Raw genomic sequence first — 17,112 nt, forward strand, 5'->3', positions numbered from 1 at the left:
GGACCCTAGTCACCCGTCCGTGAGCACCGGCGCAACCGCGGGCGAACACTGCCCGAACTCTTCACACCGCCGCCCGGCCGCCCTGCCGCCGCGGTCGTACCGCCCCCGACGCGGGCGACCCGGCCCGACGACCCGCGCGCGGCGGACTCAAGCGCCCCGGTAGCGCGTGGCGAGCTCAGGCGTCCCGGTAGCGCGTGGCGAGCTCGGGGCTCTGGGCGCCGAAGGCGGCGAGCTCGGCCCGGAAGACCGCGTCCAGGAGCCCGGCGTCCTCGACGCCCGGGGCGCAGACGGTCTCGCCCAGCTCCAGGCCGCGCAGGGCGGCCGTGACGACGTCGCCGGCGCTCATGCGGGGCACCCCGCTCAGGTCGAGCCCCTGACGCTCGTGGAACTCGGTGGCGACCACGCCGGGGCACAGGACCTGCACGGCGACTCCCGTGCCGTCGAGCTCCGCGCTCAGGGTCTGGGACATCGCGACGAGATGGGCCAGGGTTCCGGCGTAGACGGCCCTGCGGGGCATCTGCGAGTGCGGTGCGGGGCCGCTGAAGGCGATCATGCCGGCCACGTTGACGATCGCGCCCTCGCCCCGCTCCCGCATGCCCGCGACGGCGGCGCGGGTGAGCATCGTCGGCGCGACGACCTTGACGTGCACGAGTTCCCTGGCCTTGTCGGCGGGGAGCTCGGCGAGCGGCATGTAGTGGGACACGCCGGCGTTGTTCACGAGCATGGTCAGCGGCTCGGCCGCGCAGATCCCGGCGACCGTGTCGATGCCCGCGTCGGTCGACAGGTCGGCGGCCACAGTCCTGACCTCGGCCTCGGGGTGCGAGGCGGCGAACTCCTCCAGGCGGTCCTTCCGCCGGCCCACGATCACCAGGTCGTGGCCGTCGGCGGCGAGGCGCTCGGCGAAGGCCCTGCCGATCCCGGAGGTGGCGCCCGTGACGAGTGCGAGCTTGCGCATGAGTGTCGTACCTTTCGATGCCGCTGTGGCGCCCGGCCTCCCCCGTGGAAACCGCGCCCGTGCCCCAAGGCTGCAGGACGACGTGGCGACCGGCCAGGTGTCCGGTCTTCCTGGGACTGCCAGTACCAAGCTGATCCCGGCCGGAACGGGCAGACTGGAGGCATGGCGACGTCGGAATTCGGGCAGGCGGTACGCCGTTGGCGCGACCGGGTCTCGCCGGAGGCGGCGGGACTTCCCGTGGGAGGGCAGCGGCGCGCGCCGGGCCTGCGGCGCGAGGAGCTGGCCCTGCTGGCCGGGATCTCGGTGGACTACGTCACCCGCCTGGAACAGGGCCGCGCCACCAATCCCTCGGACCAGGTCGTCGAGGCCCTTGCCCGGGCCCTGCGGCTGTCGGACGACGAACGCGCATACCTGTTCCGGCTGGGCGGGCTTCAGCCGCCGGGGCCCGGCACGGTGCCCGTGCACCTCACCCCGAGCGTGCAGCGCATGCTGGACCGGCTGACCGGCACTCCTGTCGCGGTCTTCGACGCCACCTGGACGCTGCTGCAGGCCAACCCGCCCTACGCCGCCCTGATGGGCGATCCCTCCGGCTGGCGCGGCCACGAGCGCAACGGGGTGTGGCGCAACTTCCTCGGCCTGAGCGTCCGGGTGCGGCACACCCCGCAGTCGCGGCGCGACCTGCAGGCCGCCCTGGTCGCCGACCTGCGCGCGGCCACCGCCCGCTATCCCGCCGACCAGCGGCTCAAGCGGCTGGTGGCGGACCTGCTCGTCCGCAGCGACCGGTTCGCCCGGTTGTGGGAGAGCGGCATCGCCGGGCACCACCAGGCCGCCCGAAAGACGATCGACCACCCGCGGGTCGGCGCGGTGACGCTCGACTGCGACGTGCTCACCGTGGCGGGCAGCGACCTGCGCGTCATGGTCTACACGGCCGAGCCGGGCACGCAGGACGCCGGGCGCCTTGAGCTGATCACCGTTCTCGGCACCCAGGCCCTCGCCGGTTAGCCGCTCCTTCAGGCGGACAGACCGGTGGCGGCGAGGCTCGCGTCCCACAGGGCGGCGGCGAGAGCCGGGTCGGACAGCCTCTCCGGCACCCGTACGGGAGCGTTCTTGACGAAATACCGCCCCGGGTGGTCGACGCCGTCGGAGTGGGTGGCGAGGTGGACGATGCGCTCGGCCCCGGCCTCCGGCGGCTCGCCCATGCCGGGGAGGAGCCACACCAGCTTCATGAAGAACGTGCCCTCGGCGAACGAGGTCTTGAGCACACCGGGATGGAGGCACGTGGCCGCCAGCCCGCGCTCGGCGAGCGACACGGTGAACAGCGCGTTGGCCTGCTTGGAGTCGCCGTACTGCAGCCAGCCGTTCCAGCGTCGCCGCTCCCTGGACAGGTCGGCGGGGTCGAGGCGGCCCGTCTTCCCGGCCCGGGACGAGGTGGTGACCACCCGGGCGGACGACGCCGTGAGCCGGTCGAGGAGCAGGTTCGTCAGCAGGAACGGCGCCAGGTGGTTGACCTGCATCATCGACTCGTTGCCGTCCACGGTGGTCCGGCGGTCGGGCGTCATCACGCCGGCGTTGTTGATCAGCACGTCGATGCGCTCGTACCTCGCCAGCAACTCCGCCGCCAGCCTGCGCACCTGATCCAGGGAGGAGAAGTCCGCGAGGAGTGTGTCCGGACGGCTGCCACCGGCCTGCTGCGCGCGGTCCGCGACCGCACGCAGCTTCTCCGCCGTACGTCCGACGAGCACGATTTGGTGACCTCGCCGGGCGAGATCAAGGGCAGAAGCTGCACCGATTCCGGCACCAGCCCCAGTGATCACTGTAATCATCAGTTCCTCCCACTGCGCCAGAACTGTATCGGTGCTAGCCTTCTGTGCGATCTTCCGGAGGTGCATTTCCCCATAAATGCGGCGCGAGCCTCCAGCAACGCAGGAGTGGCTATGGGTTCGAGAAACCGGTCGATTCGGTTCAAGATCTTCTTGTTGCTGCTCCTACCATTGCTCATGTTGAGCGCTATGTGGGGATTTGCCCTAAAACTCACGGTTGGCGACGGCCTCGTCCTCCTGCGCTCCAAGACGCTGTACGACACCATCGGAACGACCTCCACCGACCTGGGCACCCAGATCCAGGCCGAACGCGCGCTGACCGCCGGTGTCCTCAGCAGCGGGCGGACGACCTCCGCCGCGCTCACCGCCCAGCAGGCCAAGACCACCGCCGCCGTGGACACGTTCAAGAAGTCCGCCGAGGACGAGGCGGCCCACGACGCCATGAGCGACGAACTCACGGCGCCCCTGGAGTCGCTGCTGTCCTCCCTCGAACGCCTGCCCACGATCCGTGAGGGCGTCTCGCTCGGCAGCGCCGACCGGCTGACCACGATCACCGCCTACAACTCGATCATGGACGACCTGTTCGCGCTCTACGAGCGGCTCGTCTCTGTGCCCGACCTGGCCACCTTCCAGCAGGCCAGCGCCATGCAGGCGATGGGCAACGCACACGAGATGATCACTCGTGAGGACGCCCTCGTGCGCGGGGCACTCGCCAGCGGCACGATCACGGCCGCCGAGCAGAACGCCTTCAGCGAGTGGGTCGCCACCCGGCGGTTCCTCTACGGCAAGAACCGGCCGGTCCTCAGCGGTGAGATGCGGGCGCCGTACGAGCAGGTGCTCACCTCGCCGCTGTTCGACCGGTTCACCGCCCTGGAGAACCAGATCATCAACCAGGTGCGCTCCGGCGGCCCGCTCCCCGCGGACGCCGAGAAGTGGTCGCCCACCGTCGACCAGTTGATCCTCCGGCTCGACTCGGCCCGGGTGAAGGCCTCGGACGCGCTCAGCGTCTCCGCCACAACGGTCGCCACCGGGGTCATGCTCCGCATCCTGATCGCCGGCGGGCTCGGCCTCGTAGTGATCATCGTCACGATCGTCTTCTCCGTCCGGTTCGGCCGCCGTCTCGCCCGCGACCTCGCCGGCCTGCGCGACGCCGCGCTCGAACTCGCCGTCGTACGGCTGCCGCAGGTCGTCGAGAGGCTGCGGCGGGGCGAGGAGGTGGACGTCGAGTCCGAGGCGCCCGCGATCAAGGCGACGGGCTCCAACGAGGTCGAGGACGTCGCGCGCGCCTTCACCTCCGTCCAGCGCACGGCCGTGGAGGCCGCCGTCGGGCAGGCCGCCCTCCGCCGCGGCGTCAGCCACGTCTTCCTCAACCTGGCCCGTCGCAATCAGACCCTGCTGCACCGCCAGCTCACGCTCCTCGACACGATGCAGCGCCGCGCCGAGGACCCGGAGAGCCTGGAGGACCTCTTCCGGCTCGACCACCTGACCACCCGCATGCGCCGCCACGCGGAAAGCCTGATCATCCTGTCCGGCTCCGCGCCCGGACGCTCGTGGCGCAAGCCGGTGCCGCTCATCGACGTGGTCCGCGCGGCGATCTCCGAGGTCGAGGACTACACCCGCGTCGCGATGGCCCCGATGCCGGACGCCGCCATCGCCGGCGCGACCGTGGCCGACGTGGTGCACCTGATCGCCGAGCTGCTGGAGAACGCCACGATCTTCTCGCCTCCGCAGACGAAGGTGGCGGTGCGCGGAGAGGTCGTCGCCAACGGGCTCGCGGTGGAGATCGAGGACCGCGGTCTCGGTCTGATGCCCGAGGAGTACGACGAGATCAACGCACGGCTGTCCGACCCGCCGGAGTTCGACCTGGCGGACAGCGACCGGCTCGGGCTCTTCGTCGTCGGCCAGCTCGCCGCCCGGCACGAGATCAGGGTCATCCTGCGGGGCTCGCCGTTCGGCGGGACGACCGCGATCGTGCTCATCCCCCGGACCCTGATGACGGACAAGGGCTCGCGCGCCGCGCTCGCGGGCCCGGCCCCCCGCGGCGTCCACGCCAAGCCCTCGCCGGCCGCCGGCGGCAACGACACCGACATCTCGCTCAGCGACACCCTCCAGGCCGACCTCGGGCTGGGAGGCCCCGCCCCCGCCGGCGACCCCCGGGGAGCCCGCACGCTCACCGGGCAGATCGCCGGGGACGCACAGGACGACGCTTCCGGCGGGCTTCCCGTGCAACTTCCCGGCCGCGTTTCGGTGGAGGTCACAGGCGGCATTTCCGTGGAGGCTCCGGGCGGCGTTCCGAGGGAGGCTTCCAGGGAGGTTCCCGGGGAGGCTTCCAGGGAGGCGGAGGACCGCGAGGAGCGTACGGGCGCGTCCGAGCCGTCCCCGTTCTTCACGCCGGCCGCCCTCCGGAGCGAGGCCGCGCCCTCCGCTTCGCCGTCCGCCGCATTCTCCGCTTCGCCGTCCGTCGCGCCGTCTTCCGCGCCGTCTTCCGCGCCGGCGACCACCGCCGCGGGCGCGGCGCCGAACGGCCTGGCGCAGCGGACGAGCAAACAGCGGGCCAGGGGCGCCGTCTCCAACGGAACCCACGCCGGCCTGCCGCGCAGGGTTCGCCAGGCCAACATCGCTCCGCAGCTTCGCACCCAGTCCGAGGAGACGGCGCCGCAGACGCCGCCGCTGTCCGCCCCGACCGTCGAGGAGCGGTCGCCGGAGGAGGCCAGGGCGATGTTCAGCGCCTTCCAGCGCGGCGCGCTGCGCGGCCGGGAGGACTCCGATCAGCCGGGTGGGGCCGCACCCGGCGACCACGTACATAACACGCACGGTGAGAAGGGTGACGAATGACCGGCAAAGCGACGTCGACCGGCGAACTGAACTGGCTGCTCGACGATCTCATCAGCAGGGTCGCCGCCGTGCACCAGGCGGTGATCCTCTCCACCGACGGCCTCGTCGTTGGGGCCTCCCAGGGGCTGAGCCGGGAGGACGCGGAGCACCTGTCCGCGGTCGCGGCCGGGTTCCAGAGCCTGGCGCGGGGCGCGGGGCGGCACTTCGGCGGGGGCGAGGTCAGGCAGACCATCGTGGAGATGGAGGCCGCGTTCCTGTTCGTGACGGCCGCCGGCCAGGGCACCTGCCTCGCCGTCCTGGCCGCCTCCGACGCCGACGTCGGGCACATCGCGTACGAGATGGCGATGCTGGTCAAGCGGGTGGGCCAGCACATCTCCACCAACCCGCGGCGGATCTCTCCATGAGATGGGCGGCCACATGACGGGACCCCAGTGGATGGACGAGGAGGCCGGGCCGTTGGTCCGGCCCTACGCGCTGACGGGGGGCCGGGCGCGGCACTCCGGGGCCAGGCTCGACCTGATCACCATGGTGACCGCCACGGGGTCACCGACGGATGTCTCCGGCATTGGCCCTGAGCAGCGGCGGATCCTCGAGATCGCGCGCCGCGGCGCGTCGGTGGCGGACATCGCGTCCGACGTCGACCTGCCGCTGGGCGTAGTCCGTGTTCTGATCGGGGATCTGCACGACCTCGGGCTCGTCGACGTACGAGCTCCGGGCAAGGTGGCGCCGCTGCCAAGCGAGCGCATTCTCAAGGAAGTGATCAATGGCCTTCGCGCCCTCTGAGGAGCCGGTCGCCCTCAAGATCTTGGTGGCCGGCGGCTTCGGCGTCGGCAAGACCACGCTGGTCGGCGCGATCAGCGAGATTCGCCCCCTGCGCACCGAGGAGGTGCTGTCCGATCGCGGCGTCGGCGTCGACGACACCGACGGCGTGGAAGGCAAGACGACCACGACGGTGGCCATGGACTTCGGCCGCATCACCATCAGGGAAGGGCTCGTGGTCTACCTGTTCGGCACCCCCGGACAGGAGCGCTTCTGGTTCATGTGGGACGAGCTCTCCTACGGCGCGCTCGGGGCCGTCGTGCTGGCCGACACCCGCAGGCTGACCGACTGCTTTCCGTCGATCGACTACTTCGAGCAGCGCGGCACGCCGTTCATCGTCGCGGTCAACTGCTTCGAGGACGCCGACCGGCACGAGCCCGAGGACGTGCGGATCGCTCTCGACCTCGACCCGGACGTCCCCGTCCTGCTCTGCGACGTACGGCGCCGCGCCTCGGCCAAGGTCGTGCTCGTCACGCTCGTGGAGCACGCGCTCAAGATGCTGACGGCGGCCCAGCGGTAGAGCCGGGCCCCCTCCGGAACGCGTACCGGACCATCACCCCTGCCCTCTGGGCCTCCGCTGTCGCGACGGAGCTGAAAACCGTGCTGTCACAGGCCTGAGTGGCAGGTCGGCCGAAGCCGCCGAGATCGGTCCGCCCGGCGCCTGGTGCGGCGTGCTGCGGCGTGGTGCGGCGTGGCGCGTCCTCCAGGCGGACGAGAGCGTCTGCCCCGCGCTCCGGCGTCGATCAGTCCGTCAGCGCGGGGTAGTCGATGTAACCCCGCGTGTCGCCGCCGTAGAACGTGGCGGCGTCGGCCTCGTTGACCGGGGCGTGGTTCTGCCAGCGCCGGACCAGGTCGGGATTGGCGATGAAGGCCCGTCCCACGGCGACGAGGTCTGCCTGACCAGTGCGCACACGTCGGCGGGCGGTGCTCTCGTCTGTCACGGGCTCCCAGCCGTCGTTGACGATGAGCGGGCCGCCGAACCGCGCGCGGAGGTCTTCGAGCAGCGGGCTGGAGGGATCGCCGATGGTGTGCAGGTACGCCAGGCCCAGCGGTGCGATCCCGTCGAGCAGCGCCCGGTAGGTCGCGGCCGTCTCGGCCGGATCGTCCTCGACGGCGCCATGGAGGTTGACCGCCGGGGAGATGCGGATCCCCACCCGCTCGCCGCCGATCGCCTCGGCCACGGCACGGGCCACCTCGACGGCGAACCGGGCTCGGGCCGTGGCGGAGCCGCCGTAGGCGTCGCTGCGCCGGTTGGTGGAGGGCGCGAGGAACTGGTGGAGCAAGTAGCCGTTGGCGGAGTGCAGTTCGACGCCGTCCAGGCCGGCTTCGACGGACGAGCGTGCCGCGTGCGCGTACTCGCCGATCACGGACGCCACCTCCGCCGTCTCCAGGGCGCGAGGCACGGGATGCGGCATGAGACCGTGAGCGGTGAAGATCTGGCCGGGCGCGGCGACGGCGCTGGGAGCGACCGTTTCGTGGCCGTCCTTGTTGTCCGGGTGGGCGATGCGCCCTGTGTGCATGAGCTGGGCGACGATGCGGCCGCCTTCCTCGTGCACGGCGTCGGCGACCCGGCGCCATCCCTCGATCTGCTCGGGTGTGTGCAGGCCGGGCGTGTTCAGGTAGCCCTGCCCGGCCGCGCTGGGCTGGACGCCCTCGGTGATGATCAGGCCTGCGGTCGCCCGCTGCCGGTAGTACGTCGCGGTGATGTCGCGTGGCACGCCTGCGGTCCCGGCCCGGTTGCGGGTCATGGGGGCCATGACGATCCGGTTGTTCAGCGTCCACTTGCCGACGGTCACCGGCTCGAACAGGTCTGGCATGGAAGGTCTCTCCTCGTGAGGTGGGTGGGTGCCGCGCGACGGGATCGGCGAGCGCGCGGCGGGCGTGGGCGAAATACTCAGCGGGTGCCGGAGGCCCTGGTGGATGCGCCTGTGGATGCGCCGGTGGATGCGCCGGATCTCGTGACCATCACGGCGACGATGACCAGGGCGAGAACGAAGAGCCCGCCCGCGGCCAGGAAGGCCGTGCGGTAGCCGTGCAGGTAGCTGTCCGCCGGGACGGCCTGGATCCACTGCCCGGACGCGGACCGCCGCCCGGCGAGGGCGCTGTTGAGCGCCGCGACATAGAGGGTGTTGAGCAGCGCCGGGCCGAGTGCTCCGCCGATCTGCTGAGTGGTGTTGATCGTGGCGCTGGCGACCCCGGCGTCCCGCGACTCGATACTGGACAGCACGATCGTGGGCAGGGCCAGGAAGAACAGGCCCAGGCCCAGGGCGGTCAGGATCTGGGGCCCCAGAATCCCGGCGAGGTAGGTCGAGGAACCGTTCAACGTGGCCAGCCAGAGCATGCCGGCCGCGGCCACCGCGATGCCGCCCACCATCGGAACCTTGGGACCCAGACGGGTCACCAATCCCGCTCCCAGCACCGAGGCGGCGACGATGCCGCCGCTGAAGGGGAGGAAGGCCAGGCCCGCCCGCAGCGGCGTATAGCCGAGGTCGACCTGGAGGTAGTAGGTCAGGAACAGCAGCATGCCGAACATGCCGGCGCCGGTCAGCAGGGAGGCCAGGAGCGATCCCGCGCGGTCGCGGTGCCGTACGACCCGTAGGGGCAGCAGCGGGTGTGCGGCGCGCCGTTCGACGGCGACGAAGGCGACCAGCAGGACGACCGCGGCCGCCGGCAGGGCCAGAACCGCTCCGATGTGCCGGCCCCCGCCCTCCGCGGCTTCGGTGAAGCCGTACACGAGAGCGACCAGACCGCCGGTGACCAGGACGGCTCCCGGTATGTCGTAATGGCGCCCGCCCTCGGCTCGGCTCGCGCGGATGGCCGGCACCGCGGCGAGTGCGGCGACCAGGGCGATCGGAGTGTTGATGAACAGGCACCAGCGCCAGTCGGCGTACTGCGTCAGCACACCGCCGAGGATCAGACCGACCGCTCCGCCGCCGCCCTGGAGGGCGCCGTAGACGCCGAATGCCTTCGCGCGCTCCCGAGGGTCGGTGAAGGTCACGCTGATCAGTGACAGCGCGGCCGGGGCGAGCAGGGCCGCGAACACTCCCTGGAGTGCGCGGGCGGCGAAGAGCGTCAGTCCGTTGGGGGCGAGGCCGCCGAGTACGGAGACCGCGGCGAAACCGACCAGCCCGATCAGGAAGACCCGCTTGCGGCCGGCGAAGTCCGCGATGCGTCCGCCGAGGAGCAGCAGTCCGCCGAAGGCCAGCGTGTAGGCGGTGACCATCCACTGACGGTCCGCGTCGGCGATGCCCAGCTCGCGCTGCGCGTGCGGGAGGGCGATGTTCACCACGGAGGCGTCCAGCACCACCATCAGCGTCGCCAGGGAGATCACCGTCAGGGCGGCCCAGCGGCGCGGATCGGGGTCGCGGGCGCCCGGCTGTCGCCGCGTGGTGCTTGAGTCGGTGGTCATCGAAATGTCCTTACGAGTTACGGGATCGGGGCGGCTCCCGGGCTGCCTCGGCGCGAAGACCGGACGCGAAGACCGGACACGAAGGCCGGGCACGAAGACGGGAGCGGGCAGAGGCCCGGGGCGGCGGTCCGGCCGGCCCGCGGGCATGGTCGAGAGTGACCCGCCCCCCGCTTCCGTTGCAATTTCTCATGCCGTTTCGGCAAGCTGGTCGGCATGGAGCAGCTGAAAGACGTCCTCGCCGCCGTCGGGCCGAAGCTGCGTGACCTGCGCAAACAGCGCGGCGTCACGCTTGCCGACCTGTCACGGAGCACCGGCATCTCGGAAAGCACGCTGTCACGGCTGGAGAGCGGAAGCCGCCGGCCGAACCTGGAACTACTGCTCCCCCTGGCCCACGCCTACGGCGTGCCCCTCGACGAGCTGGTCGGCGCCCCGCGCACCGGCGACCCGCGCGTGCATCTGCGTCCGGTGCACCGCCTCGGCATGACCTTCGTCCCGCTGACCCGCCGGGCCGGCGGCATGCAGGCCTACAAACTGGTCATCCCACCCGACCGCGACAAGGCCGAGCCCGACCTGAAGACGCACGAGGGCTATGAGTGGCTCTACGTCCTCGAAGGCCGGCTGCGGCTGCTCCTGGACGGCCGGGATCTGCTGCTCAAGCCCGGCGAGGTGGCAGAGTTCGACACCCACGTCCCGCACTGGCTGGGGTCGGCCGACGCGCGCCCCGTTGAACTGCTCGTCCTGTTCGGTCCGCAGGGCGAACGCGCCCACCTGCGGGCCCGTCCCGCCTGAAGCGCCGTCGGGCACCGGCCGGCGCCCTGGACCGCCGCGAGCTCGGGCCCGGCCTTTCACCAGTGGCGGGCCTCTTGCAGGAGCCGGTCCCTGACGAGGGTGACGTAGCGGCGTTCGAGCACGCCCGCCCTCTGTGCGAGGAAGCCGGTGTTGATGGGCGGGTCGTCCGGGTCGAGGAGCGCCACGAGTTCGCCGCTGCCGAGTTCGCCGGCACACAGATAGCGAGGCAGCACGGTGATTCCGGCTCCGGCGACGACGGCCGTCAGCACACCGCGCAGATCGGGGACGACCACCGCGGGCGACCTGGTCAGACGCGTACGGAAGACGTGACGCCAATACCGGCGGAGGATGGGCACGTCCTCGGCATAGGCGACCAGCGGGGCATCGTTCAGGGGGCCGGGGTCGTCGCAGCCGACAGGGCCGATCCGGTCCGCCCAGGCAGGTGCGGCCACCAGCACGAACTCCTCGTCCATGAGCGGTACGGCCACCACGGTGCGGCCCCGTGGGCGGATCGCCGAGAGAACCAGGTCGAAACGCCCCGCGCGCAGGCCCTCCAGCAGGTCGTCGGCCAGGCCGGCCGTGACCCGCAGCCGCAGACCCTGTTCGACCAGCGGCGCCAGGGCGGGCAGGACCCGGGCGCTCAGCACCTCGGCCGGACCCCCGAGATGCACCGGCTCTGAGGACTCGTCACCCGGACGGCCTCGTCCGGCCACCACCGCCAGTTCGTCCAGCGGGCCCGCGACCTGCGCGGCCAGCTCGTCGGCCACCGACGTGGCGGCCACTCCCCGGGGCAGCCGTTCGAACAACCGGCGATCGAGCTGCTCCTCCAGGGTGCGCACCTGACTCGTCACGGTCGGCTGGGACAGCCCCAGCAGCGCGCCGGCCGCGGTGAAGGAACCGGCGCGGTACACGGCGAGGAACGTCCGCAGCAGCATCAGATCCAGCGGCCCACCTGCTGCCCGGCCTCCCACGGCGGTGACGGAGGTATCGGCCTTCCTATGACTCATAGAGCCGATGCTATTGGTTGTCCTATGCCTGAGCGGCCTACGATCCAGCTCGTTCCCGCTGACGGGCAGCAGAGCATCGTCAGCTCACCCCACCTCGCCGTCTGCGAGGACCGCGGAAAAGAGCACAAGTGATGGCGAAGATTCTTTTTGTGATGACCGGTGCGCGCCACCTGACGCTGGCCGACGGAACCGAGCATCCGACTGGCTTCTGGTCCGAAGAGTTCGTGGCCCCGCACCAGGCGTTCACCGCGGCCGGGCACGAGGTGATCGTGGCCACACCCGGCGGCGTCGTGCCGACGGTCGACCAGGCGAGCCTCGCCCCTGAGGTCAACGGCGGCCAGGCCGGTGCGGACGCGATGGCCGCCGCGCTCCGCTCCGCCGCGGAGCTCCGGAACCCGATCACGCTGGAAGGCGTCGATCCGGCCCGGTACGCCGCGGTGTTCTACCCCGGTGGGCACGGCCCGATGGAGGATCTGGCGGCCGACGCCGACTCGGCCCGCCTTCTGACCGACGCCATGGACGCGGGCATGCCGGTGAGCCTGGTCTGCCACGGCCTGGCCGCCCTCCTGGCCACCGAGCGGCCGGACGGCACCTCGCCGTTCACCGGCTACCGGATCACCGGCTTCACCAAGGCGGAGGAGACCCTGACCGGGCTCGCCGACCGGTCGAAGTGGCTCCTGGAGGACCGGCTGGTCGCCCTGGGAGTGCGATTTTCCGCAGGCGAGCCGTGGGCGCCCAACGTGGTCGTCGACCGCAACGTCCACACCGGGCAGAACCCCGCCTCCTCCGCCGCGCTGGCCGCCGAACTGCTCAAGACCCTCGGCTGACCCCTGCACCGGTCCCTGCGCCGGCCCTCGGCCACAGAGGGCCGGCCGCCGAGGAGCTCTCTCATGCACATGACCCGCATCGACGCCCCGACGCCCATCACCCGCCGCAATGGCCGGCGCAGTGGCCGGCTGCTCGTTCCGGTCCTCGGCCTCGGCGCCATGGTCGTCTCGATGATGCAGACGCTGACCGTGCCGATCCTCGGAGTCGTCCAGCGAGATCTGCACACCACGACGGCCGGCGCGAGCTGGCTCACCACGGCCACCTTGCTGTCCGCCGCCGTCTGCACGCCCCTGCTCGGCCGGTACGGCGACCAGCACGGCGCGAGACGCACCCTGATCGGCGTGCTCGGTCTCACGCTGACGGGGTCCGTGCTGGGCGCCACCACCGACACCTTGCCCTGGCTGATCGTCGCACGCGCGTTGCAAGGGGCCTCCACCGCGATCTTCCCGCTCGCGCAGTCGGTGGTCCGAGACGAACTGCCACGCGAACGCCTTCCCGGGGCGATGGCCCTGCTCAGCGGGACGCTGGCGGTCGGCAACGCGGTCGCCCTGGTCGGCGCGGGGCTGCTCACCCAAGGCGCCGCACCGGACTTTCACCACGTGTTCTGGTTGTCGGCCGGAGTGTCCGCGCTCACCCTGGCCGCCGTCGCCGCCGTCATCCCCCGTCCTCGCGTACGGCCCGGCGGCCGCACCGACTGGCCGGGAGCGATCGCGCTCGCCGCGATGTTGACCCTGCTGCTGCTTCCCCTGTCACAGGGGGCCAGGTGGGGGTGGTCGTCCGCTCCGACTCTGGGCTGCTTCGCCTCGGCGGTGGCGGCGGCGGCCGTCTGGGTGATGCTCGAGCGGGGGGCGGGCGAGCCCCTCGTCGACATGCGGATGCTCGTCCTGCGACCGGTGCTGCTCGCCAATCTCGCGGGCTTCCTGCTGGGCTTCGCGATGTTCTCCCAGTTCCTCGGCATTTCGGCGCTGGTCCAGCTCCCGGCCCCGCCGGACGGATACGGATTCGGAGCAACGGTGTTCGAGGCGTCCGTCGCCTACCTCATGCCGCCCGCCCTGGTCTCCCTGGCCGCCGCCCAGGTCGCCGGGGCGATGGTCCGGATGATCGGCGCCCACGCGACCCTCGCCGTGGGCGCCGCATGCGGGGCCACCGGCTTCGCCGCGCTCGCCGCCGCGCACGGCTCGGCGGTCGCCGTCATCGCGGCGGGTATCCTCGTCGGCGTCGCCGTCAGCTTCGGCTTCGCCACCCTCCCGGCCGTCCTCGCCGGTGCCGTGCCCGCCGGCCGGACCGGCATCGCCAACGGGATCAACTCGGTCGCACGCTCGGTGGGCAGTTCCGTCGCCAGCGCCCTGGCCGCGACGCTGCTCGCGGTCGAGCCCGCGGTCGAGCCCGCGGCGCACCTCGCCACCCAGGCGTCCGCACTGCCCGCCGAAGGCCGGTTCACGGTGTGCTTCGCCCTGGGCGCGGGCGCATTCGCCCTCGTCGTGCTCGTGGCCCTGGCCGGGCTGACCAACGCCCGCACCCTCGTCCGGCCACGGCACGAGACGCGACCACCAGAAAGGTGGAAGACATGGCACTGATTCTCATCACCGGCGCATCGGACGGCCTCGGCCGTGCGCTCGCCAAAGACCTCGCCGCCGGCGGGCACCGGCTGCTGCTGCACGGACGAGACTCCCGGCGGCTCGCCGAAGTGGCCGAGGCCACCGGCGGCGAGACGTTCACCGCCGACTTCTCCTCCCTCGCCGAGGTCCGGCGTCTCACCGCGCGGATCGCCGAGGCCCACGACCGGCTGGACGTGCTCGTCAACAACGCCGGGATCGGGTTCCACGTCGAAGGAACAAGCCGGCAGCTGTCGGCGGACGGGCATGAACTGCGCCTGGCGGTCAACTACCTCGCGCCGGTGCTGCTCACCCGGGAGCTGCTTCCGCTGCTTCGCCGAGCCGCACCCTCCCGGGTCGTCAACGTCGCCTCGATCGGTCAGCAGCCGATCGACTTCGACGATCCGCAACTCGAACGCGGCTACACCGACGTCGCCGCCTACTGCCGCTCCAAGCTCGCGCTCATCTGCCACACCCGCGATCTGGCCGAAGAACTCCAGGGGAGCGGTGTCACGGTGAACAGCGTTCATCCTGGCTCGTACATGCCGACGGCCATGTCCAGGAGATCCGGCATGGAGGTCGTCGACACGCTGGAGAAAGGGGTGGCCGCCACCCGGCGTCTGGTGGAGGCCCCCGAACTGGCCGAGGTCACCGGCCGCTACTTCGACGGCGAGAAGGAAGCACGGGCCGCCGAAGAGGCGTATGACCCGGACTACCGTCGCCGCCTGAGCGAACTGACCCGGAAGCTGTCGGCGAACGTCTGACGCCGCAGCCGGGCCGTGCGGCGCCCCCGCGCCCGCACGGTCCGGCGTGCCCCCCTCCCCCCGGCGGTGAACACGGCCCAGCGATGGACCACTCAGCAGTGGGCCAGTCAGCGGTGGACCAGTCAGCGGTGGACCAGGAAGTCGCGCACGGCGCGCCGGCCATCGATCCGCTCCCGCAGCACCGGCCCCCAGGTGAGCTGCAGGAGCCGTACGGCGAGCACTCCGAGGACGGCCACCTCGGCGGTCAGCAGCAGCCGTTCCACCAGGCCGATCATGACGCCGTGGCCGGGCAGCGCGACGTACGTGATGGCCGCCAGGCCGAGACCCGAGGCGAGCGTCAGCCACTCCAGCGGCCGGACGGCGGCCTTCCACCGCTCGTCCTGTCCCAGGCGGCCCACCAACTGGATGGTGGCGGCGGGCACGCTCACGAAGGCCGCCGCCGACAGAACACCGTGCAGGTCTCCCTGCCAGACCGCGCCCGACGGGACCACGGCCGCGCCGATGAGCGAGGCGCTCCACAGGCCGATCAGGCGGCCCGGCCAGCCGTGCACCGGCGCGCCGACCGCACGCATCCCGGCCAGCAGCGCGAGCGAGGCCAGGCCGAGGACGGCCATCGCCGCCTCGACGGCGCCGCCCCCGTCACGGGCGGCGTACTCGCTGATCGTCATGGAGACGGGGTCCAGGGAGGAATCCCCGCTCACCTGCGCCGCCACCACGGTGACGACCGCGAGCAGGATGCCGCCGCCGGCGAGCAGGGGATAGAACCTCTTGACCATATGGTGAGGATCCCGCGTACAGCCCGTTTCTAACATCCGGGACAACGCGTAGATCCCCCCGAGAAGGGGTCAGGGTCGTCTCAGGGTGGGGACCCCGGGGTATCCGGGGGCCCCACCCGGGACGTCACTCCTGCGCGGCCTCGTGGTACCGCTCACGCAGGCCGGGAGTGGCGTCGGCCTCGTACCGCTCGGTCGCGCCGGTGTCCCACACCGGCGCTTCCGGCTCCCCGGACAGCAGCCAGGCGGCCTGCTTGGCCGCGCCGTCCGCGACGTACTCCCCGGGAGTGGGGACGAGCACCGGACGTCCGAAGACCGTCGGGGCGATGCGGCGCACCGCCTCCGACCGCGCCCCGCCGCCGATGAGCAGCACCCGCTGCGGCTCGACCCCGAGAGCGTCCAGCGCGTCGGCGAGGCCGCAGAGCATGCCCTCGACCGCGGCCCTGGCCAGGTGCTCGGGGGTGGACGTGGCGAGCCTGAGCCCGTGCAGCGACCCCGTGGCGTCGGGACGGTTCGGGGTGCGCTCCCCCTCCAGGTAGGGCACGAGCACCAGCCCGTCCGCTCCCGAGGGGGCCCGCAGGGCCAGATCGCTCAGCTCCTGGGGCGTGACCCGGAGCATCCCGGCGGCGGCGTCGAGCACCCGTGCCGCGTTCAGCGTGGCGACCAGCGGCAGGTAGCGCCCGGTGGCGTCGGCGAAGCCGGCGACCCCTCCGGAGGCGTCGGCGGACGGCGCCTCGGAGACGGCGAACGCCGTACCCGACGTGCCGATGGACACGACCACGTCGCCGGGTCGCATGCCGACGCCAAGCGCCGCCGCCATGTTGTCGCCGGTGCCGGGGGCGAGCAGCGCACCGCCCTGCTCGGCCGTCCCCGCCTGTTCCGCGGGACCGAGCACGCGGGGCAGCTCCGGCACCCTGCCCATGGCGAGTTCGAGCAGGTCGGTCCGGTATTCACCGGTCGCGGGCGACCAGTAACCGGTGCCGGAGGCGTCGCCCCGGTCGGTCGTGATCACGTCCGGCCGGCCGGCGAGCCGCCAGGTGAGCCAGTCGTGCGGCAGGCACACCGAGCGCGTACGGCTGGCGTTGTCCGGCTCGTTGCGGGCGAGCCAGCGGAGCTTGGTCACCGTGAAGGAGGCCACCGGAACGCTGCCGACGGCCTCGGCCCACGCCTTCGGACCACCCAGTTCGGCGATCAGCTCGGTCGCCGCCCCGGCCGAGCGGGTGTCGTTCCACAGCAGCGCGGGCCGGACCACCTCGCCGTCCTCGTCGAGGCAGACCATGCCGTGCTGCTGGGCCCCCACGCTCACCGCCGCGACGTCCGCCAGCCCTCCGGCCTGCTCGATCGCGCTCTGCAGCGCGGTCCACCAGTGCTCGGGATGGACCTCGGTGCCGCCGGGGTGGGAGGCGCGGCCCTCGCGCACGAGGGCCCCGCTCTCCGCGTCCCGGATGACGACCTTGCAGCTCTGGGTCGACGAGTCGACCCCCGCGACCAGCGTCACAGTCGTCCCTCCGCTCTCGT

Annotated in this window: 16 protein-coding genes; 9 read left to right on the top strand and 7 right to left on the bottom strand. The window is 72.1% G+C overall.

Translation table 11 applies throughout. The features are described from left to right. Positions 1-175: 175 nt before the first annotated feature. Positions 176-955, bottom strand: a complete 780-nt coding sequence (locus tag ACGFIB_RS07215; RefSeq protein WP_142567809.1) for an SDR family NAD(P)-dependent oxidoreductase — start codon at positions 953-955, stop codon at positions 176-178. A gap of 162 nt (positions 956-1,117) precedes the next feature. Between ACGFIB_RS07215 and ACGFIB_RS07220 the strand changes: the two genes are divergently transcribed. Further along, positions 1,118-1,957 (top strand): helix-turn-helix transcriptional regulator, encoded by an 840-nt coding sequence (locus ACGFIB_RS07220; protein WP_357258631.1) that lies wholly within the window; start codon positions 1,118-1,120, stop codon positions 1,955-1,957. An 8-nt stretch (positions 1,958-1,965) separates the two neighbouring features. On the opposite strand, the gene ACGFIB_RS07225 is transcribed toward ACGFIB_RS07220, so the two are convergent. Then, entirely contained in the window at positions 1,966-2,778 is an 813-nt protein-coding gene (locus tag ACGFIB_RS07225; protein ID WP_142567811.1) for an SDR family NAD(P)-dependent oxidoreductase, read from the bottom strand. Positions 2,779-2,964: 186 nt separating this feature from the next. Between ACGFIB_RS07225 and ACGFIB_RS07230 the strand changes: the two genes are divergently transcribed. From ACGFIB_RS07230 to ACGFIB_RS07245, 4 genes are read left to right on the top strand one after another with little or no spacing between them, the layout of a single operon-like run. After that, positions 2,965-5,610, top strand: coding sequence for a sensor histidine kinase (locus tag ACGFIB_RS07230; protein WP_393369228.1), 2,646 nt, complete (start codon positions 2,965-2,967; stop codon positions 5,608-5,610). Next, positions 5,607-6,014 carry a roadblock/LC7 domain-containing protein gene (locus ACGFIB_RS07235; RefSeq protein ID WP_142567813.1) on the top strand — a complete coding sequence of 136 codons (408 nt, stop codon included), beginning with the start codon at positions 5,607-5,609 and terminating at the stop codon, positions 6,012-6,014. Before ACGFIB_RS07230 ends, ACGFIB_RS07235 begins: the two co-directional genes overlap by 4 nt. Positions 6,015-6,045: 31 nt before the next feature. After that, complete coding sequence (locus tag ACGFIB_RS07240) at positions 6,046-6,393, top strand: DUF742 domain-containing protein (RefSeq protein ID WP_223852897.1); 348 nt, start codon at positions 6,046-6,048, stop codon at positions 6,391-6,393. Beyond that, positions 6,374-6,949: a GTP-binding protein gene (locus tag ACGFIB_RS07245; protein WP_142567814.1), complete on the top strand. Its 576-nt coding sequence runs from the start codon at positions 6,374-6,376 to the stop codon at positions 6,947-6,949. The genes ACGFIB_RS07240 and ACGFIB_RS07245 overlap by 20 nt, the downstream gene beginning before the upstream one ends. Before the next feature lie 223 nt (positions 6,950-7,172). Here ACGFIB_RS07245 and ACGFIB_RS07250 read toward each other — a convergent pair whose 3' ends face one another. Together ACGFIB_RS07250 and ACGFIB_RS07255 are read right to left on the bottom strand one after the other, a co-directional pair. Further along, positions 7,173-8,246, bottom strand: a complete 1,074-nt coding sequence (locus ACGFIB_RS07250; RefSeq protein ID WP_393369231.1) for an alkene reductase — start codon at positions 8,244-8,246, stop codon at positions 7,173-7,175. 77 nt (positions 8,247-8,323) lie between these two features. Then, complete coding sequence (locus ACGFIB_RS07255) at positions 8,324-9,838, bottom strand: MFS transporter (protein ID WP_393369233.1); 1,515 nt, start codon at positions 9,836-9,838, stop codon at positions 8,324-8,326. Positions 9,839-10,051: 213 nt separating this feature from the next. Here ACGFIB_RS07255 and ACGFIB_RS07260 point away from each other — a divergent pair, with 213 nt between their 5' ends. After that, complete coding sequence (locus ACGFIB_RS07260; RefSeq protein ID WP_191051101.1) at positions 10,052-10,627, top strand: helix-turn-helix domain-containing protein; 576 nt, start codon at positions 10,052-10,054, stop codon at positions 10,625-10,627. 56 nt (positions 10,628-10,683) lie between these two features. Here the strand turns inward: ACGFIB_RS07260 and ACGFIB_RS07265 are convergent, their stop codons facing one another. Beyond that, positions 10,684-11,634, bottom strand: coding sequence for a LysR family transcriptional regulator (locus ACGFIB_RS07265; protein ID WP_393369236.1), 951 nt, complete (start codon positions 11,632-11,634; stop codon positions 10,684-10,686). A gap of 131 nt (positions 11,635-11,765) precedes the next feature. On the opposite strand from ACGFIB_RS07265, the gene ACGFIB_RS07270 reads away from it, so the two are divergent. The 3 genes from ACGFIB_RS07270 to ACGFIB_RS07280 all read left to right on the top strand — a co-directional run bounded on the left by ACGFIB_RS07270 (position 11,766) and on the right by ACGFIB_RS07280 (position 14,821). After that, on the top strand, positions 11,766-12,461 hold the full coding sequence (locus ACGFIB_RS07270; protein ID WP_393369239.1) for a type 1 glutamine amidotransferase domain-containing protein: 696 nt from the start codon (positions 11,766-11,768) through the stop codon (positions 12,459-12,461). A gap of 63 nt (positions 12,462-12,524) precedes the next feature. Beyond that, positions 12,525-14,039, top strand: coding sequence for an MFS transporter (locus ACGFIB_RS07275; RefSeq protein ID WP_393369241.1), 1,515 nt, complete (start codon positions 12,525-12,527; stop codon positions 14,037-14,039). Then, positions 14,030-14,821, top strand: a complete 792-nt coding sequence (locus ACGFIB_RS07280) for an SDR family NAD(P)-dependent oxidoreductase (RefSeq protein WP_393369244.1) — start codon at positions 14,030-14,032, stop codon at positions 14,819-14,821. Before ACGFIB_RS07275 ends, ACGFIB_RS07280 begins: the two co-directional genes overlap by 10 nt. A gap of 122 nt (positions 14,822-14,943) precedes the next feature. Here ACGFIB_RS07280 and ACGFIB_RS07285 read toward each other — a convergent pair whose 3' ends face one another. Together ACGFIB_RS07285 and xylB are read right to left on the bottom strand one after the other, a co-directional pair. After that, positions 14,944-15,597, bottom strand: a complete 654-nt coding sequence (locus ACGFIB_RS07285) for a DUF998 domain-containing protein (RefSeq protein ID WP_357258610.1) — start codon at positions 15,595-15,597, stop codon at positions 14,944-14,946. Between the two features lie 124 nt (positions 15,598-15,721). Then, the gene (gene xylB, locus ACGFIB_RS07290; RefSeq protein ID WP_393369247.1) at positions 15,722-17,092 is read right to left on the bottom strand and encodes a xylulokinase; all 1,371 of its coding nucleotides are present in this window, start codon (positions 17,090-17,092) and stop codon (positions 15,722-15,724) included. Positions 17,093-17,112: the final 20 nt, after the last annotated feature.

The sequence above is a fragment of the Microbispora bryophytorum genome (assembly GCF_043197435.1).
GTDB classification, from domain to species: Bacteria; Actinomycetota; Actinomycetes; order Streptosporangiales; family Streptosporangiaceae; genus Microbispora; species Microbispora bryophytorum.